Raw genomic sequence first — 22,806 nt, forward strand, 5'->3', positions numbered from 1 at the left:
ACATTCCCTCCCGCCGCAGATCCGCGATCCGTTCCCGCTCGGGCAACGTCAAAAACCGGGGATGCAACTCCGCCTGAACCGCCGCCAACGACCCATCACCAGACACCACCGGGTTATATCCACCAGCCCGGGCCGCCCGCACCCACCTCAACCCCGTCGAACGATGCACCCCCACCGCCCGCGACGCCGCCGCGACATTCCCACCCTCCCCATCCAACACCCGACAAAACACATCCCACACCACCGACAACCCCACAACCACTCCTCAAAACCAGGAGCGTTGCAACCACCACTAGAACCCGCCTTGCGGATTCCGGGGGCCGTGTTGCGGATTCCGGGGCCCGTGTTGCGGATTCCGGGGCCCGTGTTGCGGATTCCGGGGGCCGTGTTGCGGTTTCCGGCGCCCGTGTTGCGGTTTCCCGTCGTCCGGTGGCCGCCATCGAAGGCGCGATTCGGCGCGATGGGTTCTCGCGCACGGTCCGCAGTTGTCAGAACGGCGCGTGCTCGACGCGTTCGTTGACGTCGCCGATGTGCTGCGAGCCCGCGTACCTGCCGGGGAGGTAGCGCTGCAGCGCCTCATGGGCCTGCAGGGCCGACTCGGAACGTCCGCCGACCCGCACCTGGTACACGGCGTCGCCTCGATGGAGCCGGTGCGCTTCCGCCAACCCTCCGGACGCGGCGTGCGGGTCGAGGTGCAGGTCGAGTGCGGTCAGCACGGCGCCCTCGCGGCGCTGGGCACGCCGCGAATACACGAGCTGGGCCGTGCGCAGTTCGGCCGACCGCACATTGGTCCAGTCCACGCGAAGCCGTTCCCCCGACCTGCCGGAGTAGTCCAGTCCCGTCGGCGTCAGTGCCAGCCTGGCCGGTTTCAGTGCACGCCGCAGCCTGCGCATCGACGGCATTCCGCCCAGGAACGTCAGCACACCGAGAAGTATCGGGATGAGCCGCAGCAGCATCGAATCGTCGGTGGGCCACAGTCCGGCACCGATGAAGACACCACCGAACACGACCGCCGCCAACGCCCACGCCGTGGCGCGCCGAATCTCCTCGGCGGGCGGTCTCGTATCGATCAACCAGCCGTCATGCACCCGATCAGGGTAACGACGGCGATCACCTCGCCGGTTCGCCGCGTCGCGCGGTTCGCCTGTGATCCGCCGAACCGGCTCGTCACAATGCGGAGGAGATCGTGGCGGAGCGGCCTCGCGTACTCACGGTTCGGTGCCACCTGCGACCACTCTTCGCGAGGACCCGTGCAACATCAACGCCACCCCACTGAGCAGTGACGTTACGGAAGTGAGGATCAACAGCGGGCCCAGCCCCAGTCCGGGGATCATCGCACCAGCCAAGGCCGGGGCTGCAACCGAACTGAAGGCCCCTACGACCAGGCAGATCGTGAACGCCGCGCCGGCACGCTCGGGGACCAACTCGGCGGTCCACACCGCAAGCACTGCCGAGCCCATCATGTACCCGATACCGAAGATGCACGCCGAGGCAATCGTCGCAGTCAGCGAGTCGCTTGCCAGCCCGAGCAGCGCCAGCGCCGCACCAACCGTTCCGAGGCACAGCGCTGCGACCCGCAAGCTGCCTACCCGTTGGACAAGGCTCCCCGTAGCCACGCCCACCATGCCGGTGAGGCCGATGGCCGAGTACAGAACCGGGACGACGGCCGCCGGAAGGGTACCGCGGTCGACGACATCGGCGGCGTAGGTGAAGTAGATGACGACGACCGCGAAGTAAACGACGGAGTAACCGATCGGGACCCACAGCGCTGCCGCCAACGACGATGCGCCGCCCTGCCTGTCCGGACGCGGGGCCGACCTGGTTCTCGGCACCAGGCGTAGGTTCACGAGTGCGGCGGTTGCCGCGGCCAGGGCGATGCCTCCCCAGACGAGGCGCCAGGAACCCGCGAGCGCCAGCACGGCGAGTCCGCCGAGCAGCACCAGTCCACCGCTGGTTCCGGTCGTGATGATCGCCAAAGCTCTGGGCTGCTGCCGCACGGGCACCACACGGGTAACGATGTCGGAGTAGGCGGCCCAAACCCAGCCGCCGGCGCTGCCGGCTAGGACGACACCGACGGCGAGCAGCCCCGGAGACTGCGCGAAGGCCACGATCACCGCACCCAGAACGCCGCAGGTGCCGCCTACGGTCGTCGGGGCACGCGAACCGTGGCGGGCAGCGATTCGCCCCGCGAGCAGTAGTCCCGCCAGGTAGCCAGCGAACGTGGCGCTGGCGATGAGGCCGAGAGCGAGCTCGGAAAGCCCCAGCTCCTCCCGGACACTCGGCAGCGTCAGACCGTAGGCGTAGCGAGCCATCCCGAAGGCGACCCCGACCACAGCCGCACCGGCCAACCCGATCCGGCCGTCCGCGGAGAGTCCCATCCATTCCTCTTCCATCGACGAAGCGACTCGGCCCCACCCGCCACAGCGGGATCGGGCCATGATGCAGGCAGCTGCTGAACACCGGGGTTCGCTTCTTTCCCTCCAACAACAGAATGACCGTCACGGTTTACCAGAACGTTCGTTCTGTCCGGGCGGCTCCTACAATAATGTGATGACCGTCGCCCAGCGAACCCCTGCGCGCGCTCGCCTGCTTGAGGCGGCCGATCACGTGCTGTTCGAACGCGGGATCCGGGACACGCCCGTCGACGAGCTACTGCGCCGAGCCGGAGTCTCGACGGCTACCTTGTACACGCATTTCGGCAGCAAGGACGCTCTGGTCGCCGAGGCACTGCGAGTCCGGCTGGCGGACTGGAAGGCGGTCTGGGACCAGCACGTCGTTGCGGCCGACAACGACCTGGATCGGTTGCTCGCGGTGTTCGACGCCCTGGCGTCCTATCGGAACGACCGGCGTCATCCTTCGCGGTGGTGTGCCTTCCTGGCCGCCGCCACCGAGCTCGCCGACGCCGCCGACGAGATCAGCGACGTCCTGGCCGGCGACACCGCCCTGCTCGCCGACCGCCTCCTGCACCTGTCTCGACCGCTCGCCGGACAGCACGCCCAGGATCTGGCCGATGAGGTACTCGTGGCGTACAGCGGAGCCCTGGCCGGATTCCTCCGTGGTTCCCCGCGGTCACCGATCGGCACCGGCCGTCGTCTGGCTCACGCGGCAGCCCAAGCCCACGGCCGCGACTGACGCGTTCGTCCGCGGTCGACGACACGATCAGCCGCCGAGCCATGAGGCTGGCGATCCGCACACACGTGGCGCCGCGTTTGCCACGGGCACCCGTTGGGTAGGGCGCCGGCCGCGCAAGGGTTGCAAGGACTCTCGCGTGAGAATCGCGCGGACTCGGCCGCGTATTACAGCCTTGACCTGCGACTTTTTCCACATTTGTGAGCTGGCGTAGGCCGAGGAGGGCGTGGCACATTCGATGGTGCGTTGGGCCACGTCCCCCAGCGCCGAGGGACTCACCCGGCAACCGATAACTCGCGAGTGCGGCAGCGTTGTGCGCCGACGGAGGAGCCTCCTCGCCAAATGGGACGGCGAGCGCGGTACTGAAAGGGGGTGTCAAAGGATGCGAGTGATCTACACCGCGATTCGTCGCTACGTCGCCGAGCTGAACCGGATGCAGGACGTTGGCCGTGGCCTCTCCACGTACAAGGGAGAGCGGGTCGGCCGCTGACCATCACCGGTAGTCCCAGTTGGTTGTTTCCGGTCCGGCGTTCACACGCCGCGGTCGAACACCGGACCGTTCTCATTCTTTTCGGGTTGAGGAGATCGGCATGCCCATGGGGGCGTGCCGATCTCGTCGTTTCGGGCCCGCCCCCTCGCCGTGTTGCGCCCTCCGGGGGCCGTGTTGCGGATTCCGGGGGCCGTGTTTCACGTTCCGGCGCCCTCGACGCGAGCCGGGACCGCGCGAGGTCAGTTCTCGGCCTCCCGTTTCGAACGCAACTGCGTGGCAACGGCGAGCGTCGTCATCACGGCGATCACCGCGAGCCCGACGGCGATCGGCGGGACGGAGTGTCCGAGGGCCAGTCCGAGAACGCCGATCACGGCGAGGACCGCCGCGGCCAGATACCGCTCCCTGGCCACCGCACCGGTGCGCGAACGCAGGAACAGGATGTTGCCCGCCAGGTAGATGAGCGGTCCGCCGACCGTCGTCAACACCAGCGCCGGGTCGGTGTGCTCGTGGGTGATCCGCAGTTCGATCGACACCGCGACCACGATGGCGCCTGCGACCATCAGCGCGTGGGCGTACGCGAACGCCGACCGCAGCGCACTGGTGCTGGCGTCGCCCTGGCTCGCTTGCGTGTCGTGTCCCGCGAGCGCGAAGTACGCCCACCACATGACGAACAGTCCGATGAAGCCGAACAGCGATGCCAGCACGGCTCGCGTCGTGATCGGGTCCATGCCGTAGAGCGTGTTGCCCATGATCAGGATCGACTCGCCGAGCGCGATGATGAACACGAGCCGGTTGCGTTCTGCCAGGTGCGCGGCGTCGGTCGGCCACGTGTGCATGGGTGCCGAACCGAGACCGGGGAAGCGGAACTCGAACCGCGGCCCCGAGACGTCGATCAGCAGTGCGACGGCCCAGACGATCAGCCTCGGCACCGTGTCGAGGAACGCGCCCGCAAGGAACAGCACCCCGGCCGACGCGCTCCACGCGAGCAGATTCGTGTAGTTCTTCGCGAGCACGTGACCCCGCATCGCCACGGCCATGAATGCGGGCCTGATGACCTGCGCGGCCACGTAGCACCCCGCGAACAGCAGGCCGTCCTCGGCGAACGCGTGCGGGAGGGCCAGCGCCATACCCAGCGCGGCGAGCATCAACAGCCCGTTGAGGACACGCACGAGACCGCTGTGCGGGTCGAGCCAGTTCATCGCCCATGCCGAGTAGTTCCACGCCCACCACACGGCGCCGAACAGCACGGCGACCTCGGCGAACCCGAACCACGAGAGGTGGTCGAGGAGCGTGTGCGAGACCTGGATGATCGTGAAGACGTACACCAGGTCGAAGAACAGCTCGATCGGTGCGACCTCCGACCGTTGCCGCCCTTCCGGCCGCAACAACTTCGGCCGTGTCGCCTGCGGTGCCACGGGGAACCCTCCAGATAGCCGACCCTGATCACGGACGCTCGGATTGTAGGCGTCGCTGCTCCGCTCGGCCGTTCGGATGAGTTCTCGCGGCCCCGCCATCGCGAGCCGGACGACCACGGGGCACCACCTCGCCGCGGTGATCAGGCCCCGGGTCGGGCAGGGGCGCGTGGGCGCCGAGGGGACGGGCCGGGGGTGGTCGGGGTGGAAACACTGTTCGCGTTCTTCATGCTCGCGTCGATCGTGGTCGCGGTCATGGCGCTGTTCCGGCGGAGCCCGGTCCGCCGGTGGTTCCGCTCGCGACAGCACCCGCGGCGGGCGGTCGTCGTCACGACGGTGTTGTGGCTGATCGCGGCGGTGATCCTCGTACCGAAGACGCCCGCCGAGCCCACCGCGACGAGGGCAGAGGCCCCGCCGAGATCGACCGCTCCCTCGCGCCCGTCCCCGGAGCCTGCGCCGACCCAGACCACGGCGCCGACGAAGACCGCTGGGCCGACCACGACCGACCCCGGCACGACCGAGCGCACGACGAAGCGCGCCTCCGCCCCGGCCGGAGTTCCGGCCGATGCGCAACGGGTTCGAGTGGAACGCGTCGTCGACGGTGACACCCTCGAAGCCGCCGCCGTCTCGGCGGGCGGTGTGCTGGCCAGCACGGCCCAGGTCGACGTTCGCCTGTTGCAGATCGACGCCCCGGAGACGAAGCACCCGTCCGAACCGGAGCAGTGCTACGGCCGAGAAGCCACCGAGAAGCTGCTCGAGCTCGCGCCGCCGGGCGGCACGATCTGGGTGCAGCGCGACGAGGAGCTCCGTGACCGGTACGGGCGGTATCTGCTGTACGTCTGGAACCACACGGGCGTCTTCGTCAACAAGGCGATGGTGACCGAAGGCTTCGCGCAACCGGAGCTGTACGAACCCAACGACAAGCACTGGCCGGCGATCCGAGACGCCGGCGGCCAAGCGCGATCGGTCGCCGCCGGATTGTGGTCGGCCTGCGCATCGTTCGGCGCGCCGGAGGACACGCAGCCGACGTCGACAACACCCGAGCCTGCACCGGAACCGTCGAGCGCACCACAGCCACGGCAGCAGCCGGAACAGCCCGCCCCCGGCTCGGAACCGGCATCCGAACCGGACGGTGTCGTCAGCTACCCGTACCCGCCCGACAAGGACTGCAGCGAGATCGACGAAAGCCACTTCCGGGTTCAGGAGGGCGATCCGCACGAATTCGACGCCGACGATGACGGCATCGGTTGTGACAGCTGACGTCAACCGATGGCGACCGGACGGCAACTCGGCTGCGCCCAGCGGTGCCGAGTGCAGAACACGCGGTGCCGAGTGCGGGACACGCGGTCAGGGGTGCAGGTGCTGCCTCGCCGCCCGGTGGGCTTCCACCACGTTCGCGCCCGCGTCGAGGTCGGCGGCCGGCGGGGTGAGGGTCGTACCGTCGTCGTGGCCACGCCAGCTCGGCGGTTCCGCCCCGCCGCGCAGCGCCCACGCGGCCTGCCGCGCCGCGCCGACGGCGACGTGCTCCATCTCCGGCGGAAGGACCACGTCCGCGCCGAACACCCCGGGTGCGATGGCCCGGACGGCAGCCGACCGCGACGCACCACCGGTGAGCAGCACTCGCCGCAGCGCCACGCCGTGTTCACGCAACGAGTCGAGGCCCGCGGCGAGCCCGCACAGCATCCCTTCGACGGCGGCGCGCGCCACGTTGGCGGGCGTCATGTTGGACCGCCGGAGGCCGACGAGCGAGCCCGTGGCGTCGGGCAGGTTCGGCGTCCGCTCGCCGTCCAGGTAGGGCAGCAACGTCAGCCCGTCGGCGCCGGGCGATGCCGACAGTGCCAGCTGGTCGAGACCTTCGAGGTCGGTGCCGAGCATCGCGGCGGTGGAGGTGAGCACGCGCGCGGCGTTGAGCGTGCACGCCAGCGGCAGGTACCGGCCGGTGGCGTCGGCGAAGCCGGCTACGACGCCGGAACCGTCGGCGACCGGTTTCTCGGACACGCCGAAGACGGTGCCGCTCGTGCCGAGTGACACGGCGACGTCGCCGTCGGCGAGTTCGAGCGCGAGGCCCGCGGCCATGTTGTCGCCCGTGCCCGCGGCGACGAGTACACCGTCGGCGGTGTGTCCCGCCGCCCCGGCCGGTTCCAGCACCGTCGGCAGGCCCGGTTCCCTGCCGAACGCCCTGACCAGCAGGTCCGTGCGGTATGAACCGTCGACGGCCGAGTAGTAGCCGGTGCCGGAGGCGTCGCCGCGGTCGGTGGTCGGATCGCCTGCCCGGTCGAGCAGCTGCCAGGTCAGCCAGTCGTGGGGCAGCAGCACGCGGGCGACGCGTTTCGCCGCGTCGGGTTCGTGTTCGGCCAGCCACCGCAGCTTGGTCACCGTGAAGCTGGCCAGCGGCACGGACCCGACGGCGTCCGCCCAGGGTTGGCCGCCGCCCAGCTCGGCCACGAGGTCGTCGGCAGCGCCTGCGGAGCGGACGTCGTTCCACAGCAGTGCGTCGCGCACCACGTCGCCGTCGTCGTCGACGGTCACCATGCCGTGTTGCTGCCCGGCGACGGCGATCGCGGCGACGTCGTCGAGCAGACCGTCACCCGCGGTGCGCAGTGCCGCCCACCACTCGGCGGGGTCGACCTCCGTGGCATCCGGGTGCGCGGCCTGCCCGGTCCGCACCACCCGTCCGCTCGCGGCCTCGCACACGACGACCTTGGTGGACTGCGTCGACGAATCAACTCCGGCTACGAGCTCGTTCACAGTGTCAGGCGCCCCTTCGCTCCTGCTCGACGGCCGTCACCGTCCGGAGCCGGTCATTCCGCGCCGATGCGCAGGCCGGACTCCGGGTCGAAGACGTGTACCTCGCCAGTGTCCCGCACCGCGACGCGCACCGCCTCACCGAGCCTCGGCGGGGTGCGGCCGTCCGCGCGTACGACGATCTTGTCGGCGTGGCCGGCGAGGGTGCCGTGCACGTAGGCGTCGGCACCGAGCTCCTCGACCAGCTCCACCTGCAGTTCGAAGCCGTCCTCGGCCGCTCCGACCAGGGAGAGTGTCTCGGGCCGGATGCCGACCGTGACCTCGCCCGGCTCGACGCGGACCGGCAGCTGCACCTTCAGCTCGCCGAGCTTCACCCCGTCGCCGTCGACCGGCAGCGTCAGCAGGTTCATGGCCGGCGAGCCGATGAACCCGGCGACGAACACGTTCCGCGGCGTGTCGTACAGCTCACGAGGGGAGGCGCACTGTTGCAGCACGCCGTCGCGCAGCACCGCCACCCGGTCGCCCATCGTCATGGCCTCGACCTGGTCGTGTGTCACGTAGATCGTCGTGGTGCCGAGCCGTCGCTGCAGGGCGGCGATGTTGGCGCGCGTCTCCACCCGGAGTTTGGCGTCCAGATTGGACAGCGGTTCGTCCATCAGGAACACGCTCGGTTCCCGGACGATCGCTCTGCCCATCGCCACCCGTTGCCGCTGGCCTCCGGAAAGGGCCTTCGGTTTGCGATCGAGATACTTCGTCAGGTCGAGCAGCTCGGCGGCCTCCTCGACCTTCGCGTTCACCTCCGATTTGGACATGCCGCGCAGTTTCAGCGAGAACGCCATGTTCTCGCGCACGCTCATGTGCGGGTACAGCGCGTACGACTGGAAGACCATCGCGATGTCGCGGTCCTTCGGCGGAAGGTGTGTCACATCACGGTCGCCGATCGAGATGGACCCCTCGTCCACGTCCTCCAGCCCGGCGGCCATGCGCAGCGCCGTCGACTTGCCGGAACCGGACGGCCCGACGAGCACGAGGAACTCGCCGTCGCCGATGCACAGATCCAGGCCGTCGACGGCCCGCACGGAGTGCGCGCCAGGGTAGACGCGGGATGCACCGGCATATGCCACTTGCGCCATCGATGACTCCTTTACTTGACCGCGCCCATGGAGAGGCCGCGTACCAGGTGGTTCTGTGCGATCCAGCCGACGATCATCACCGGCAGCGAGGCGAGCAGCGCCGCGGCCGACAGTTGGGCCCAGAACAGGCCCTCGCTGGTGATGAAGCCGACCAGGAACACCGGCACCGTGCCGGCCTGCGCGGCCGTCAGGTTGACCGCGTAGAAGAACTCGGTCCACGAGAAGATCACACAGATCAGCGCTGTCGCCGCGATTCCCGGTGCCACGACGGGAAGTATGACGCGGTACAGCACGGTGGGCAGTTTCGCACCGTCGACGCGTGCCGCCTCGATCATCTCGGTGGGCACCTCGAGGAAGAACGAGCGCATCATCCACACCGCGAGCGGCAGGTTCATGCCCGCGTACAGCACGATCAGCGCCCACACGTTGTCGAGCATGCCGAGGTTCTGCGAGATGATGTACAGCGGGATGATCGCAGCGACGATCGGCAGCATCTTCGTCGACAGGAAGAAGCCGAGAGCGTTCGAGGTCTGCTTGACCGGTGCGAGCGACAGCGCGTACGCCGCGGGCACGCCGAGCAGCAGCACGAGCGCAGTGGACAGCACCGTCACGAACGCCGAGTTCGCCAGATACGGCAGGAAACCCCGGTCGAGGATCGTCGTGAACTGTTCGAGAGTCGGCGCGAACGCGAACGTCGGCGGATCGGTGGCGGCGTCGACCTCGTGCTTGAACGAGGTCACGACCATCCAGATCACCGGGAACACGAACAACAGCGCGACGAGCCAGGTGAGCCCTGTCAGCGCGCTCCGGCCCAGCCGGTTCGTCCTGGCAGTCATGTCACTTCACCCCACGCGAGACGTCGAAGGCCCGGAACATGAGCCGCAGTGCGAAAGTCGCCACGATCAGGGTCATCGCCACGACGACCACGCCCATCGCCGAGGACTGGCCGACGTCGAAACCCTCGAACGCGCGCTGATAGATGTAGTACGGCAGGTTGGTGCTGGCCGTTCCCGGGCCGCCCTGCGTCATCAGGTAGATCGCGTCGAAGCTGTTGACGATGTAGATCGCGCCGAGCAGCACCGCGAGCTGGAGGTACCGCGAGAGCTGGGGCAACGTGATGGACACGAACGTGCGCCACCGGCCCGCACCGTCGACCTGCGCCGCTTCGAGGACCTCGCGCGACTGCGCCTGCAGGCCCGCGAGGATCAGCAGCATCATGAACGGCGTCCACTGCCACACGATCTGCGTCATCACCGCGGCCAGCGGATAGTCCGACAGCCATTCGACCTCGATGCCGAAGGCCCAGTTGAGCAGGCCGTAGCTCGGGTCGAACATCGTCGTCTTCCACAACAGCGCGCCTGCCGCGGGCAGGATCAGGAACGGCGTGATCAGCAGTGTCCGCACGATGCCGCGGCCGAGGAACTTGCGGTCCAGCAGCAGCGCCAGCCCGAGACCGAGCAGCATCGCCACGAGCACGCACACCACGGTGATCGTCACCGTGTTGCCGAGTGCCTGCAGGAACACCGAGTCGGTGAACACGTCGACGTAGTTGTCGAACCCGACGAAGTGCTGCGAGCCGGGCCGGACCATGTTCCACGACTGGAACGAGTAGAAGACCGTCACCAGGAAGGGAACCTGGGTGACCGCGATCGTGAACAGCAGCGCGGGCAGCAGCGGCGCGCGCCGTTTCCACGCTGCCGACCGCGCCTGCGTCCTGGTTCGCGTGGCAGGCGGCTCCGACGACTGGGGAGCCTCGATGAGGGCAGTCATCGCTCACCTCCTGCCGACACGGTGTGTTTCGGCGTCATTCTCCGCTCTCCTGATAGGACTTGCCGACCGTCACCGCGTACTCCTGCGCCTGCTGGAGCGCTTCCTCCGGGGTCTTCTGCCCTGCGATCGCGGCCGAGAGCTGCTGCGACACCCTCGTTCCGAGGTCCTGGAACTCGGGGATGCTCAGGAACTGAATTCCCTCGTACGGCACCGGTTTCGTCATCGTGTGCTGCTGGTCGGCAACGCTGATGGCGTCCAATGTGGGCTGTGCGTATGCTTCAGCGGCCTTCCTGTACTGCGGGATGTCGTACGTGGAGTTCCGGGACCCGGTGGGCACGCGGTTCCATCCGAACTCGTTGCCGACGGTTCGCACGAACTCCTTGCCCGTCATCCAGCGGAGGAACTCCCACGCGGTGTCCTTGTTCTCCGCGACCTTCGGAATGGCGAGCGACCACGTGTACAGCCAGCCGCCCGCCTCGGTCCGCTGCCGCGGCGCAGGCGCGTACCCCGACTTTCCGACGACCTCGCTGCTCTTCGGGTCCTCGTTGGTGCCGGCCATGACGGTCGCGTCGTACCACATGGCAGCCTGTCCGCGGCCGTATCGGTTGCCGCACTCCTGGAAGCCGGCCGACGAAGCACCGACCTCACCGTGGTTTCGCACCAGGTCGATGTAGAAGTTCCACGCCTTGCGGAACTCCGGCGAGTCGAGCTTCGCGTTCCAGTTCTCGTCGTACCACCGGCCGCCGAAGGTGTTCACGACCGTGTTGAACGGCGCGAGGCTCTCACCCCACCCCGGCTTGCCGCGCAGGCAGATACCAGCGATGCCGTTCGCCGGGTCGTGCAGCCGCTTCGCGAAACCCCGGATCTGCTCCCAGGTCGGATTGTCCGGCATCGCCAGCCCCGCCTTCGCGAACAGGTCCTTGCGATAGGCCACGAAGGACGATTCGCCGTAGAACGGGACCGCGTACATGTCGCCCTGATGCGACAGCGCCTCCCGGATGCTCGGGATGAAGTCGCCCGCGTCGTAACCCGGGTCGGCGTCGATGCGCGGCTGCAGATTCTCCAGCCAGCCGTTCTCCGCCCACTGCGGCGTCTCGTAGTTGCTGATCATCACGGCGTCGAACTCGCCACCCTCGTTGGCGACCGACGCGGTGATCTTCGCGCGTGCCTGGTTCTCGGGCAGCTGCACGAACTTCAGCTGAACGCCGGGGTGCTGCGCCTCGAACCGGTGCGACAGCGCGACGGCGTCCTCCATCTGCGGGTTCGACACGATCGCGATGACGAGCGTCTCCCCGCCCGCGCCGAGTGCGCCCGCACCCGCGCAGCCCGCCGCGGGCAGCAGCGCGGTGAGCAGAATCCCCAGCCGTGCGAGGAATCCGCGTCGCCGCGGTTCCGGCCTACGCATCGGCGGACCCCGGCAGTACCTGTGTCTTCAGGCCCCGGCCGCTGCGCATGAGCTGCAGTGCGTCGCCGAACTGCTCCAGCGGCAGGCTCTCGGTGAGCAGCGACGACGTGTCGATCGCCCCCGTGGCCACGAGGTTCAGTGCCGCTCCGTAGCTGTGCAGCACCGCCATCGAGCCGACGATGGTGATCTCGTCGTTGTAGATGCGGAACGGCGACAGCGCCACGCGCGCATCCTCGGGGGCGACGCCGAACACGAGGAGGCGACCGCCGCGGCGCAGCGAGTCGAACGCGGCCTCGATGGCGGGTACGGCACCCGTGCAGTCGACCGCGGCGTCGAACTTCTCGTCACCGAGCTCGGTGACATCGGCAACCGCGACCTCGGCGCCGAGCTCGCGGGGCCTGGCGAGCCGTTCGGTGTTGCGGTCGACCATCGTGACGGTCGCACCCGCGCGTTGCAGCAGCTGCTGCATGATCAGGCCCATCGTGCCCGCGCCGAGCACCAGGAAACGCTCACCGGCCTCGACACCGATGCGCCGCACGCCGTGAACCGCGCACGACACCGGTTCCACCAGCGCACCCTCCTGGTACGTCATCTCGTCCGGCATGCGGTAGCAGGTGGCTGCGGGCACGGCGACGTACTCGGCGAAGGCACCGTCGACGGTGTCACCGGTGGCGCCCCAGTTGGCGCAGAGATTGCCGCGACCCGCCCGGCACGGGCCGCAGTGGCCGCAGAACAGCGACGGGTCGACGGCCACGCGGTCGCCGACGGTCAGCCCGCCGGGTGCGTTCGCTCCGACCTCGACGATCCGTCCTGCGAATTCGTGACCGGGGACGATGGGATACGGCGTCGGCGGGAAGTGCCCGTCGGCGATGTGCAGATCCGTCCCGCAGATACCGCACGCGCCCACGGCCACGACGACGTCGTGGTCGGCCGGTTTGGGGTCGGGGACCTCGCCGACGCGTACCGAGCCCGGCGTATCGATGATCGCGGCCCGCATGAGGCGCCACCCTCCTGGTGCTCACTCGGGCAGTGCCGGCCCGGTTCCGCCGGCCGCCACGACCTGTCCGATGTCACCTCGGTGGCACCCGCTGCGGCGTCGAAGCGGCCGATCAGGACCAAGCCGGGCTGATATCCGCTCAACTGAGCGGTACTGCCCATTGCCTGAACGTTGACTTACAGCTGCATTGAATGCTTCGGATCGACGTGAAGTCAACGTTTCCAGGGGAAGTTCGTGCTAAGTTGCTCATATGAGCAAGATGCGGCGCCGTGACCGGCAGGGACCCGCCGAGTTGCTACTCGCGGCGTCGATCGGCAGAAGGTTCTACGTCCAGGGCTCGTCGAAGCTGGAGATCGCCGAGGAGTTCGGCATCAGCCGGTTCAAGGTCGCGCGTATCCTGGACCAGGCACGTGACAACGGGTTGATCCGCGTGGAGTTCGACCTGCCTGCTCCCCTCGAGCCGACGCTGTCCGACGAAGTGGCCTCCGCGTACGGGATCCGCAGGGCACTCGTGCTCGAACGAGCACAGCGCACCGAGATCGAACTCCGCAGGCACCTCGGCGCGCTGGCTGCCGATCTGCTGACCGAGTTGATCACCGAGGACGACGTGCTCGGCGTCGTCTGGGCGCGGACCGTCAACGCGATGACCGACTCGCTGCGCGGGCTTGCACGCTGCCCCGTGGTGCAGCTGTGCGGCGTCTCGTCGCGGATCGACACCCGGGAGAACTCGGCCGACCGCTCGGTCGAAACGGTCCGCCGGATCGCCGCGGTCTCCGGCGGGGAGGCGTTCCCCGTCTTCGGCCCACTGGTACTTCCGGATCACCGCACGGCTCAGACCCTGCGGCAACAGCCCGGCATCGCCGAGGCGTTCGAACGGTTCGCTAAGATCACCACGGCGGTCGTCAGCATCGGCGCGTGGCGGAGTGGACAGTCCACCGTCTACAGCGTGCTCGGCCAACAGCAGCGCGAGGAGCTCGCCCGCAAGGGCGCCGTCGCCGAGGTCGCCGCACGGCTCTTCGACGCCGACGGCAACGAACTCGCCGGCCATCCCGGCCACCACGTCCTCGCCGTCAGCGTCCCCGAACTGAAACGTGTCCCCGAGGTCATCGCCCTCGGTGGCGGCGCCGGTAAGGCCGACGCCATCGCCGCGGTGCTGCGGTCGGGCATGGTCGACACCCTCATCACCGACGCGGGCGCCGCCGAACGTCTCCTCGCGCAGGCGTGAGGGCCCCTCGCCCAGGCCTGCGCCGCGGCCGGTACCGGCCTCAGAAGTCGATGGCGTCGGCGACGTCGGCCTCATGCAGGTGCCCGATGTCGTTGCGCGGGCCCGGATCGGTGAACTTCGATGAGCCCGACTCGTACAGCACGTAGAGCCGCCCGTCGTGGTCGGTCACACCCTCGGACATGCTCGGAGCGCGGTAGCACGTCGCGGAAGGGTCGATGTCGGTGGCGCCCTCGTCGACGGTGTAGATGTTGCTGCGGTTCGTCCGGCCGTACGAGGTGCTGTAGATGAACTCACCACCGGCGACCGTCATGCCCTGCGTCTTCTTCGGCACCTCGTACTCGGTCCCCTGTGTCAGCGTGCCGTCGCCGGCGATCGAGTACCCGTGCATGTAACCGCGACCGGTCTCGTTGAACTTGCCGGAGTACAGCGTGTCACCGCCGGAGCCGAGGAACGACGCCGCGGGCACCGGCTGCGACGTGCCGGTCTGCGCGAGATTAGGAATGCCGGCCTCGGTCATCGCCGTCCTCAGCTCGCCCAGGTCGTACTTGCGGATGCGGTCGGAACCGTCACCCGGGACGAACGCCCAGCCGCCCGCGACCACGATCCCGCCGACGTGCGCCTCGTCGATGTCCACCGAACCGATGTGATCACCGCTGCCGGACTCGATGCCGTAGATGCGCGAATGCTCACCACTCTTGTACGCCGTGACCAGCAACAGGTCGCTACCGCTGCCGTCCCAGTTCTCCCAGTGACCCAGGCCCTGCGGAGTGAAGCCGTCGTCGAGGTACGGCACCGCGGCTCCGCGGCTGTAGCGGTCGTCGTAGATCTGCGACGCCGATTCGCCGGGGTAGAACGGATCGCTGCCCATCGCGGTCTCACACTCGATCCCGGCGGTGCCGACGTCGGAGCGCACCGCTCCCGCGGGCCCGGCGGTGTCGGTGGTGGCAGTGGTGTCGGCGGTGAGTGCGGACGCCGGGGCCGCCACGAGGCCGGTGACGAGTGCGGCACCCGACAACGTCGACAGTGCCCGGTTCCGCGCCCTGTTTCGCAGGGTGCCGTGACACGAGGTCCTGTTCCGCGAGCTCGTCATCGTCCCTCCAGGCAGGATGGCGGGGCCAATGACGACGGTAAGGCCTTCGCGGCGATTCCCCGCCGGATTCGGTACTTACGGATGGCACTCACACGGACGCGGCGACGCTGCGTACACGGGCACGCACGAGGCCCGCACCGTGACACCCGCCGCATAATTATGATAATCAATACTCGTGTCTGTGCGCACGGTGGAGGCGCGACAGGAGGGACGGTGGTCGCAGTGCACGGTGACGAGACCGGCCGTGGAGGCCCCGGCGGCGCCGCACCACCGCCGGTGGGGACCCGCGACCTCGAGGATCTCAGGGGAGCCCGGCTGACCGCCGACGCCCGCGCCGAGCTGCTCGCGACGCAGACCGAGTGCACCTTCGTGTTCACCGCCGAGGACGGCGCGTCCGCCGCCGTCGTACTCAGCTTCGCCTACGACGACGGGCGCTTCTGGTTCACGAGCGTCGACGGCCGCACCCAGGTGCGGGGAGTCGACCGAGATCCGCGCGCGTGCGTGGTCGTGTCGAACGCGGGCACGGACCTGGCGGGGCGGCGGATGCTGTCGGTGCGGGGCGAGGTCACCGTGCACCGCGATCCCGCCGCGGTAGCCGACCTCCTGCCGATACTCGCCCGCAGACTCGCTCCCGAGGGCACCGACCGGTTCCTGCGATTGTTGTCCAGTCCACGGCGTGTCGTCCTGGAACTGGCGCCCACCGAGATCGTCGCCAGTCACGACTCGCGACGCATGGCAGGCGACGGGCGCGGTGGCCCGAACCGGGAATGACAACGCACGCGGGGAGGATCCGACGACGATGCGCAGCAGCACCGCACGGTCGACGGCCGGCCCGCAACGTCACGCCGGGGCGCCCCCCGACGACACCCCGGCGTGACACGTCCGCCCGCCAGGTCAACCGGGCGGGGCGGCACCGGAAGTTCCACCGTCGCCGCCCTGGGACGGGCCACCCCGCGACCGGCCGTTCCCGATCGTGGTCGCCACGGCCGTGTTTTCCTCGACCGTCGCGGTGACCGTGACGGTCGAGCCCTCGGCGAGCTCCCCGGCGTCCTCGGATCCGCCGGTGACCGCCGTGTCGGCGTCGATGGTGTACGTCTCGGTGTGGTCGTCCGCGCTGCGCACCGTGACCGAATCGGCTCCGGCCGACGTCACCGACCCCGTCTGTGTCAGCCGTGTCTCGTAGCCACCGTCGACCTCGACAACGGACTCGCTGTGCAGGGCGTCGGTCACCCCGCCCTGCATCTCTGCCGGGCTGTCCTGCATACCTCCGAAGCCGCCCCTCATTCCTCCGGGACCGCCGTTCATGCCGCCGGGCATTCCCCGCATGCCGCCGGAAGCGTCCTCACCTCCGGAATCTGCGCTCGTGCCCGCCCACACGGCCAAGCCACTCGCCCCGGCGATCCCGGCTCCGGCCGCCACCGCGGCGGCGGTCATCCGCGCCGTCCAGCGCCGTGGGCCGGACACGGGCGGCGCACCCCAGGTCTGTGGCGTCTCGTCTCGTTCGCTCATGTCGCTCACCGTGCCCCGGCGAACTGTGCGCGAGCTGTGCCTGCGCCATGAGCCTCCTGTCACACAGCTCGCGCACAGGTTCTCCACAGGCAGATCCCAATCACATCCGCGACGATGAGCCCATGACCAGCGAACACACCGGCGCGCGAGGCGCAAACCCCGCGGTCCGCGCCCTCGTGGTGGACGATGAACCGGCGATCGCCGAGCTCGTGTCGATGGCGCTGCGCTACGAGAAATGGGAGGTACGTACCGCGGCGGACGGCATGAGCGCGGTCGCCGCGGCACGCGGGTTCCGGCCCGACATCGTGGTGCTCGACATCATGCTGCCCGATTTCGACGGGCTCGAGGTTCTTCGCCGCATGCGCGCCGACCACCCCGGTCTGCCGGTCCTCTTCCTCACGGCCAAGGACGCGGTCGAGGACCGCATCGCCGGGCTCACCGCCGGCGGGGACGACTACGTCACGAAGCCGTTCTCCATCGAGGAGGTCCTGCTTCGGCTTCGGGCGATGTTGCGCCGCACGGGAGCGCTGACCACGGCGTCCGGGTCGCAACTCGTCGTCGGCGATCTCGTGCTCGACGAGGACACCCGCGAGGTGACCCGCAGTGGCGACGCCATCCACCTCACCGCCACCCAGTTCGAACTCCTGCGATACCTCATGCGCAATCCCCGCCGCGTGCTGTCGAAGGCGCAGATCCTCGACCGCGTGTGGAACTACGACTTCGGGGGCCAAGCCAACATCGTCGAGCTGTACATCTCGTACCTGCGCAAGAAGATCGACGTGGGCAGGACACCGATGATCCACACGATGCGCGGGGCCGGGTATGTCCTCAAGCCCGCCGGCTGACCGGGCACGGCCGCGGTGGCTACGACGGCCACGCCGCGGCACGTCCCGCCGCTCCCTGCGCGGGAGGCCACCCCGGTCATTGCGCGCGAGGCTGATCGGTGAACTGCTCGCACTGCTGGCCGTGATCTGCCTGATCATCGGTGTGGTGACCGAGATCGCACTGAGCGCGTTCCTGGTGCACGAGCTCGACGAGCAGCTCGGTTCCGCGGGCGACCGTGCGGTCCAGGTCTTCGACCGCCCCGGCCGCGGCCCCGACACGCCGCGGCCTGCGGGGCCGCCGCCCGATCCGCTCAACGCGCGCGGCGTGTCGCCGGGCACGATCGCCGGCCTGGTCGTCGACGGTTCGCTGGTCCACGCCAGCATGCTCGGCGATGACGGTGACCCGCGGCCGCTCGGCAGCCCGGCAGAGGCTGACCTGCTGGACGTCCCCGTCGACGGGGAGCCGAGGACGGTCTCGCTCGGCGATCTCGGCGACTATCGCGTTTCCGCGCTGCGCAACGAACTCGGCGACGTCGTGATCACCGGACTGCCACTCGACGACATTCACGAGACACTGCTCGGCGTTGGGCTCATCCTCGGTGGAGTGTCACTGATCGGCCTGGCCGTGACCGGCGTGTCCGGAGCCTTCGTCGTCCGCCGCACACTCCGTCCGCTCGAACGGATGGCCGACACCGCAGGCGAAGTCACCCAGCTGCCGCTGCACACCGGGGAGGTGGACCTTCCGGTCCGCGTACCCGATGTGGACAGTGACGGCAGAACCGAGGTCGGCAGGGTCGGGGCGGCACTGAACCGCATGCTCGGGCATGTCGGCGATGCGCTCGACGCGCGACAGCAGAGCGAGATGCGAGTGCGCCGCTTCGTCGCCGACGCGAGCCACGAGCTGCGCACACCGCTCGCCTCGATCAGTGGATACACCCAGCTCATCCGGCGGTCCGACGAGAGCCTGTCCGCCGAGACGACGCATGCGCTGCGGCGCATCGAATCCGAGGCGGGACGGATGACGACGCTGGTCGAGGACATGCTGCTGCTGGCACGTCTCGACGCTGGCAGGCCGCTCGCCACCGACGAGGTCGACCTGTCGGCGCTCGTCGTCGACGCGGTCGGGGACGCCACGGTCGCGATGCCCGGCCGCCGGTGGCGGCTGGACGTGCCACCGGAACCGGTGACGATCCGCGGCGACGAGGCACGGCTGCACCAGGTGATCGCCAATCTGCTGTCCAATGCGGGCAAACACACGCCCGAAGGCACAACGGTCACGGCGGCGCTGTCGGCCTCGGACGAAGGGGTGACGCTGTCGGTCGCAGACGACGGCCCCGGGATCCCTGGCGACCTCGCCGGTATCGTGTTCGAGCGCTTCGCCCGCGGCGAGGCCTCCCGGTCACGGGCGACCGGGAGCACCGGGCTCGGACTGGCTGTCGTCAGTGCCGTCGTGGGCGCCCATCGCGGCACGGTCGACCTCGACAGCGAACCGGGCCGCACCGTGTTCACCGTGCGGCTGCCCGCGAACTGACACGCACAGCCGGCGCACAGCCGCGACACACGCGAGGCCCAGCGCAGCGGCCGAACGTGGGGTGCATGACGGCCATCCAGACAGAACCAGACCGACGACGCGAACGCGTCGGCACCGACGGTCCTGCGCCGGTGCTGGACGTGGTGGTGCCGGTGTACAACGAGGAAACCGACCTCGAACCGTGTGTTCGCCGCCTGCACGAGCATCTCGGCAGCGATTTCCCCTACACGTTCCGGATCACCATCGCCGACAACGCCAGCGTCGACGACACGCCACGGGTCGCCGAACAGCTCGCGGGCCGGCTCGCCGAAGTCCGCGTCGTCCGCCTCGAACAGAAGGGACGCGGCAGGGCGCTGCGGCACGTCTGGTCCATTTCGGACTCTCCGGTGCTGGCATACCTCGACGTCGACCTCTCGACCGACCTCGCCGCACTCGCACCACTCGTGGCGCCGCTGATCTCCGGACACTCGGATGTGGCGATCGGCAGCAGGCTCGCCCGCGGGTCGAACGTGGTTCGCGGGCCGAAGCGGGAGTTCATCTCGCGCTGTTACAACCTGCTGCTGCGCGGCACCCTGGCCGCCCGATTCTCCGACGCCCAGTGCGGTTTCAAAGCGATTCGGTCCGACATGGCGAACGAACTGCTGCCCCACGTCACGGACCCGGCGTGGTTCTTCGACACCGAACTGCTCGTGCTCGCCCAGCGTGCGGACCTGCGGATCCACGAGGTGCCGGTCGACTGGGTCGACGATCCCGATTCCCGGGTGGACATCGTCTCTACCGCGGTCGCCGACCTGAAGGGCATCGTGCGTCTCCTGCGAGGCACCGTCACCGGCTCCGTACCGGTCGCACGGCTACGCGCCCAGCTCGGCCGAGCCCCGCGCCCCGTGTCGGCCGACGGCGTCCCGGAGACCCTGGCCCGGCAGCTCGTGCGCTTCGCAGCGGTCGGCGTCGCCAGCACGCTGGCCTACCTGGTGCTGTACCTGCTGTTCCGCCTCGGCGTCGGCGCTCAAGCCGCCAACCTGTCGGCGCTGCTGCTCACCGCGATCGGTAACACGGCGGCCAACCGCAGGCTGACGTTCCGGGTGCGCGGCGCCCACCGCGCACCGACCCACCACATCCAGGGACTCGTCGTCTTCGGGCTCGGCCTCGGCCTGACGAGCGGATCGCTCGCCATGCTCGAACTCGTGACCCAGCCGAGCCGCACCCTCGAACTCGCCACACTCGTCGGCGCCAACCTGCTCGCCACGATCATGCGATTCCTGCTCTTCCGGGGCTGGGTCTTCCGCCCCACCACCGATTCCGAGGAGGCAGGCCGATGAACGCCGCGACACGCGTGGTCGAGCGCATGCGACCGACGACCGCACCGGCCACGCAGGCCGCCGCGGCGACGAGCGGCCGTGGCAGGCCGCGATGGGAGTGGACCGCGCTGGCAGTGGTGCTCATCGGCACGGCCGTGCTGTACCTGTGGGGCCTCGGCTCCACGGGATACGGAAACTCGTTCTACGCCGCGGCCGTGCAAGCCGGCACGCAGAGCTGGAAGGCGCTGCTGTTCGGTTCGCTGGACGCGGGCAACGTCATCACGGTCGACAAGCCGCCCGCGTCGCTGTGGCTGATGGGCTTGTCCGGGAGGATCTTCGGGTTCAGCACGTGGAGCATGCTCGCGCCGCAGGCGCTGCTCGGTGTCGGGTCGGTGGCTCTGCTGTACGCGGCCGTTCGCCGCTGCTCCGGCCCGATCGCGGGCCTGGTCGCGGGCGGCCCGCTCGCGCTGACTCCGGTCGCCGTGCTGATGTTCCGCTTCAACAACCCCGACGCGCTGCTGGTGTTCCTGCTCGTGCTCGCGGCGTACTTCATGGTGCGTGCCGTCGAGAAAGGACAGTGGCGCTGGATCCTGCTCGCCGGTTCTGCGATCGGGTTCGGCTTCCTGACGAAGATGCTGCAGGCGTTCCTCGTCCTGCCGGCGTTCGCGCTGATGTACCTGGTCGCCGCTCCGGTGTCACTGCCGAAACGATTGCTGCAACTCCTCGGAGCAGGGGCGTCCGTGATCATCTCGGCTGGCTGGTTCGTCGCACTCGTCGACCTGTGGCCGTCGGCGAGCAGGCCGTACATCGGCGGCTCCGAGAACAACACGGAGCTCGAACTGGCCCTCGGCTACAACGGACTCGGCCGGATCCTGGGTCAAGGTGCCGGCCCGGGCGGCGGTGGCCCCGGCGGTGGCGGCATGGGGTCAGCGTTCGGCGGCGAGACCGGCATCCTTCGTATGTTCAATACGTCTTTCGGTACCGAAGTGTCGTGGCTGCTGCCTGCAGCGCTGGTCGGTCTCGTCGCGGGTCTGTGGTTCACCCGGCGTGCGCCGCGAACGGATCGCACCCGCGCCTCGCTGATCCTCTGGGGCGGTTGGACGGTCGGCACCATGCTGGTGTTCAGCTTCATGTCCGGCACGATCCACCCCTACTACGTGGTCGCACTCGCACCCGGGATCGCCGGGTTGATCGGCATCTCCGTACGCGAACTGTGGCGCGGACGGGAGCACCTGCCCGCGCGGATCACGCTGTCGGCGATGGTCGCGGTGACCGGGGCGTGGTCGTTCGTGCTGCTCGAACGGACCCCGGACTGGCTACCGGCCTTGCGGTGGCTCGTGCTGGTACTGGGCGTCCTCGCTGCGACCGCGATCGCCGTCGGCGCGCACCGGTTCCGCAGAGCCGCGGTGGTGGTCGCCGTGGTGACCGCGCTGGCGGGGCTGTCGGCGACGGCTGCATACGCGCAGAAGACGGCATCGGTCCCGCACACCGGTTCGCTGCCGATGTCCGGACCTTCGGGTGACGGCACCGACATGATGGGCAGACAAGGTGGTCAGGGTGGCCCGGGCACGGGGACGGCGAACGCCGAGCTGGTGGCCGCGCTGCAGGACACCGACACCGACTGGGCCGCGGCTGCCGTGGGCGCGCAGGGGCAGGGAGGTCTGCAGCTCGCCTCCGGACGTCCGGTGATCGCCATCGGCGGGTTCAACGGCGGCGATCCGGCCCCGACGCTCGAGCAGTTCAAGCAGTGGGTGGCGGAAGGGCGGATCGCCTACTTCGTGAGCGGAGGCGGTATGGGGATGGGTGGTGGCCCCGGCGGCGGTATACCGACCGGCGTTGGCCAGAACACCGCTCCCGACGAAGGGACCGGAGGCACGAATGACGGGCAAGCCGACGGGCAGGCCGGCGACCGCGGGTTCGGTGGCGATGGCCCCGGTGGCGGCGGCCTGGGTGGTGGTTTCGGTGGCGGACCCGGTGGCGGCTCCGGCAACGAGATCAGCTCATGGGTGGAGGACCATTTCGAGGAGACAACCATCGGCGGAGTCACGGTCTACGAACTGCGGTGACACTCCACGACTGCCGGCCTGGGCGGTGTCGAAAATCCGGCACCGCCCAGGCATGCCCGAGCGAGGCGAGGCTCTGACCGGAGCGCCAACTCGCAACACGACACCCGGAATCCGCAACACGCGCCCCGGAGACCGCAACACGGGCCCCGGAATGCGCAACACGGGGTCGGGGGGGACGCGGG

General features: G+C 69.3%; 19 protein-coding genes. 8 read left to right on the forward strand and 11 right to left on the reverse strand.

All coding sequences use genetic code 11. The features are described 5' to 3' along the window. Positions 1-488 precede the first annotated feature (488 nt). Positions 489-1,088 carry a hypothetical protein gene (locus LY12_RS25550; RefSeq protein ID WP_253860036.1) on the reverse strand — a complete coding sequence of 200 codons (600 nt, stop codon included), beginning with the start codon at positions 1,086-1,088 and terminating at the stop codon, positions 489-491. 120 nt (positions 1,089-1,208) lie between these two features. Beyond that, positions 1,209-2,378: an MFS transporter gene (locus LY12_RS25555; RefSeq protein WP_253860037.1), complete on the reverse strand. Its 1,170-nt coding sequence runs from the start codon at positions 2,376-2,378 to the stop codon at positions 1,209-1,211. A 172-nt stretch (positions 2,379-2,550) separates the two neighbouring features. Between LY12_RS25555 and LY12_RS25560 the strand changes: the two genes are divergently transcribed. Further along, positions 2,551-3,132 carry a TetR/AcrR family transcriptional regulator gene (locus LY12_RS25560; protein WP_253860038.1) on the forward strand — a complete coding sequence of 194 codons (582 nt, stop codon included), beginning with the start codon at positions 2,551-2,553 and terminating at the stop codon, positions 3,130-3,132. 726 nt (positions 3,133-3,858) lie between these two features. Here the strand turns inward: LY12_RS25560 and LY12_RS25565 are convergent. Next, on the reverse strand, positions 3,859-5,034 hold the full coding sequence (locus LY12_RS25565; protein ID WP_253860039.1) for a low temperature requirement protein A: 1,176 nt from the start codon (positions 5,032-5,034) through the stop codon (positions 3,859-3,861). A 201-nt stretch (positions 5,035-5,235) separates the two neighbouring features. Between LY12_RS25565 and LY12_RS25570 the strand changes: the two genes are divergently transcribed. Further along, complete coding sequence (locus LY12_RS25570) at positions 5,236-6,291, forward strand: thermonuclease family protein (RefSeq protein ID WP_253860040.1); 1,056 nt, start codon at positions 5,236-5,238, stop codon at positions 6,289-6,291. 87 nt (positions 6,292-6,378) lie between these two features. Here LY12_RS25570 and xylB read toward each other — a convergent pair whose 3' ends face one another. The 6 genes from xylB to LY12_RS25600 are packed head-to-tail and all read right to left on the reverse strand — an operon-like array spanning position 6,379 to position 13,081. Beyond that, positions 6,379-7,779, reverse strand: coding sequence for a xylulokinase (gene xylB / locus LY12_RS25575; RefSeq protein ID WP_253860041.1), 1,401 nt, complete (start codon positions 7,777-7,779; stop codon positions 6,379-6,381). 53 nt (positions 7,780-7,832) lie between these two features. After that, complete coding sequence (locus LY12_RS25580) at positions 7,833-8,909, reverse strand: ABC transporter ATP-binding protein (RefSeq protein WP_253860042.1); 1,077 nt, start codon at positions 8,907-8,909, stop codon at positions 7,833-7,835. A gap of 11 nt (positions 8,910-8,920) precedes the next feature. Next, a complete protein-coding gene (locus tag LY12_RS25585) occupies positions 8,921-9,745 on the reverse strand; it encodes a carbohydrate ABC transporter permease (RefSeq protein ID WP_253860043.1) in 825 nt (274 codons plus the stop codon). A gap of 1 nt (position 9,746) precedes the next feature. After that, complete coding sequence (locus LY12_RS25590) at positions 9,747-10,679, reverse strand: carbohydrate ABC transporter permease (protein ID WP_253860044.1); 933 nt, start codon at positions 10,677-10,679, stop codon at positions 9,747-9,749. A gap of 34 nt (positions 10,680-10,713) precedes the next feature. Continuing rightward, positions 10,714-12,084 (reverse strand): ABC transporter substrate-binding protein, encoded by a 1,371-nt coding sequence (locus LY12_RS25595; RefSeq protein ID WP_253860045.1) that lies wholly within the window; start codon positions 12,082-12,084, stop codon positions 10,714-10,716. Beyond that, complete coding sequence (locus LY12_RS25600) at positions 12,077-13,081, reverse strand: zinc-dependent alcohol dehydrogenase family protein (RefSeq protein ID WP_253860046.1); 1,005 nt, start codon at positions 13,079-13,081, stop codon at positions 12,077-12,079. Before LY12_RS25600 ends, LY12_RS25595 begins: the two co-directional genes overlap by 8 nt. A 259-nt stretch (positions 13,082-13,340) precedes the next feature. Here LY12_RS25600 and LY12_RS25605 point away from each other — a divergent pair, with 259 nt between their 5' ends. Then, entirely contained in the window at positions 13,341-14,306 is a 966-nt protein-coding gene (locus LY12_RS25605; protein WP_372493648.1) for a sugar-binding transcriptional regulator, read from the forward strand. A 40-nt stretch (positions 14,307-14,346) separates the two neighbouring features. On the opposite strand, the gene LY12_RS25610 is transcribed toward LY12_RS25605, so the two are convergent. After that, positions 14,347-15,396, reverse strand: a complete 1,050-nt coding sequence (locus LY12_RS25610; RefSeq protein WP_253860048.1) for a hypothetical protein — start codon at positions 15,394-15,396, stop codon at positions 14,347-14,349. A 213-nt stretch (positions 15,397-15,609) separates the two neighbouring features. Here LY12_RS25610 and LY12_RS25615 point away from each other — a divergent pair, with 213 nt between their 5' ends. Further along, complete coding sequence (locus tag LY12_RS25615; RefSeq protein ID WP_253860049.1) at positions 15,610-16,167, forward strand: pyridoxamine 5'-phosphate oxidase family protein; 558 nt, start codon at positions 15,610-15,612, stop codon at positions 16,165-16,167. Between the two features lie 123 nt (positions 16,168-16,290). On the opposite strand, the gene LY12_RS25620 is transcribed toward LY12_RS25615, so the two are convergent. Beyond that, the gene (locus tag LY12_RS25620; protein ID WP_253860050.1) at positions 16,291-16,905 is read right to left on the reverse strand and encodes a hypothetical protein; all 615 of its coding nucleotides are present in this window, start codon (positions 16,903-16,905) and stop codon (positions 16,291-16,293) included. A 122-nt stretch (positions 16,906-17,027) separates the two neighbouring features. Between LY12_RS25620 and LY12_RS25625 the strand changes: the two genes are divergently transcribed. From LY12_RS25625 to LY12_RS25640, 4 genes are all read left to right on the forward strand, one after another. Next, positions 17,028-17,750 (forward strand): response regulator transcription factor, encoded by a 723-nt coding sequence (locus LY12_RS25625; RefSeq protein WP_253860051.1) that lies wholly within the window; start codon positions 17,028-17,030, stop codon positions 17,748-17,750. Positions 17,751-17,829: 79 nt separating this feature from the next. Further along, on the forward strand, positions 17,830-19,260 hold the full coding sequence (locus LY12_RS25630) for a sensor histidine kinase (RefSeq protein WP_308292175.1): 1,431 nt from the start codon (positions 17,830-17,832) through the stop codon (positions 19,258-19,260). A gap of 65 nt (positions 19,261-19,325) precedes the next feature. Then, positions 19,326-20,579 (forward strand): bifunctional glycosyltransferase family 2/GtrA family protein, encoded by a 1,254-nt coding sequence (locus tag LY12_RS25635; protein ID WP_253860053.1) that lies wholly within the window; start codon positions 19,326-19,328, stop codon positions 20,577-20,579. Beyond that, on the forward strand, positions 20,576-22,624 hold the full coding sequence (locus tag LY12_RS25640) for an ArnT family glycosyltransferase (protein WP_253860054.1): 2,049 nt from the start codon (positions 20,576-20,578) through the stop codon (positions 22,622-22,624). The genes LY12_RS25635 and LY12_RS25640 overlap by 4 nt, the downstream gene beginning before the upstream one ends. Positions 22,625-22,806: the final 182 nt, after the last annotated feature.

The sequence above is a fragment of the Prauserella alba genome (assembly GCF_024171735.1).
In the GTDB taxonomy this organism is placed as follows: Bacteria; Actinomycetota; Actinomycetes; order Mycobacteriales; family Pseudonocardiaceae; genus Prauserella; species Prauserella alba.

Excerpts from the sequence above, each read along its gene's own strand:
- LY12_RS25640 (WP_253860054.1), top strand. The coding sequence starts at position 20,576 with ATGAACGCCGCGACACGCGTGGTCGAGCGCATGCGACCGACGACCGCA.
- LY12_RS25635 (WP_253860053.1), top strand. The coding sequence starts at position 19,326 with ATGACGGCCATCCAGACAGAACCAGACCGACGACGCGAACGCGTCGGC.
- LY12_RS25560 (WP_253860038.1), top strand. The coding sequence starts at position 2,551 with ATGACCGTCGCCCAGCGAACCCCTGCGCGCGCTCGCCTGCTTGAGGCG.
- LY12_RS25605 (WP_372493648.1), top strand. The coding sequence starts at position 13,341 with ATGCGGCGCCGTGACCGGCAGGGACCCGCCGAGTTGCTACTCGCGGCG.
- LY12_RS25595 (WP_253860045.1), bottom strand. The coding sequence starts at position 12,084 with ATGCGTAGGCCGGAACCGCGGCGACGCGGATTCCTCGCACGGCTGGGG.
- LY12_RS25600 (WP_253860046.1), bottom strand. The coding sequence starts at position 13,081 with ATGCGGGCCGCGATCATCGATACGCCGGGCTCGGTACGCGTCGGCGAG.
- LY12_RS25625 (WP_253860051.1), top strand. The coding sequence starts at position 17,028 with ATGACCAGCGAACACACCGGCGCGCGAGGCGCAAACCCCGCGGTCCGC.
- LY12_RS25590 (WP_253860044.1), bottom strand. The coding sequence starts at position 10,679 with ATGACTGCCCTCATCGAGGCTCCCCAGTCGTCGGAGCCGCCTGCCACG.
- LY12_RS25620 (WP_253860050.1), bottom strand. The coding sequence starts at position 16,905 with ATGAGCGAACGAGACGAGACGCCACAGACCTGGGGTGCGCCGCCCGTG.
- LY12_RS25580 (WP_253860042.1), bottom strand. The coding sequence starts at position 8,909 with ATGGCGCAAGTGGCATATGCCGGTGCATCCCGCGTCTACCCTGGCGCG.
- LY12_RS25555 (WP_253860037.1), bottom strand. The coding sequence starts at position 2,378 with ATGGGACTCTCCGCGGACGGCCGGATCGGGTTGGCCGGTGCGGCTGTG.
- LY12_RS25610 (WP_253860048.1), bottom strand. The coding sequence starts at position 15,396 with ATGACGAGCTCGCGGAACAGGACCTCGTGTCACGGCACCCTGCGAAAC.
- LY12_RS25585 (WP_253860043.1), bottom strand. The coding sequence starts at position 9,745 with ATGACTGCCAGGACGAACCGGCTGGGCCGGAGCGCGCTGACAGGGCTC.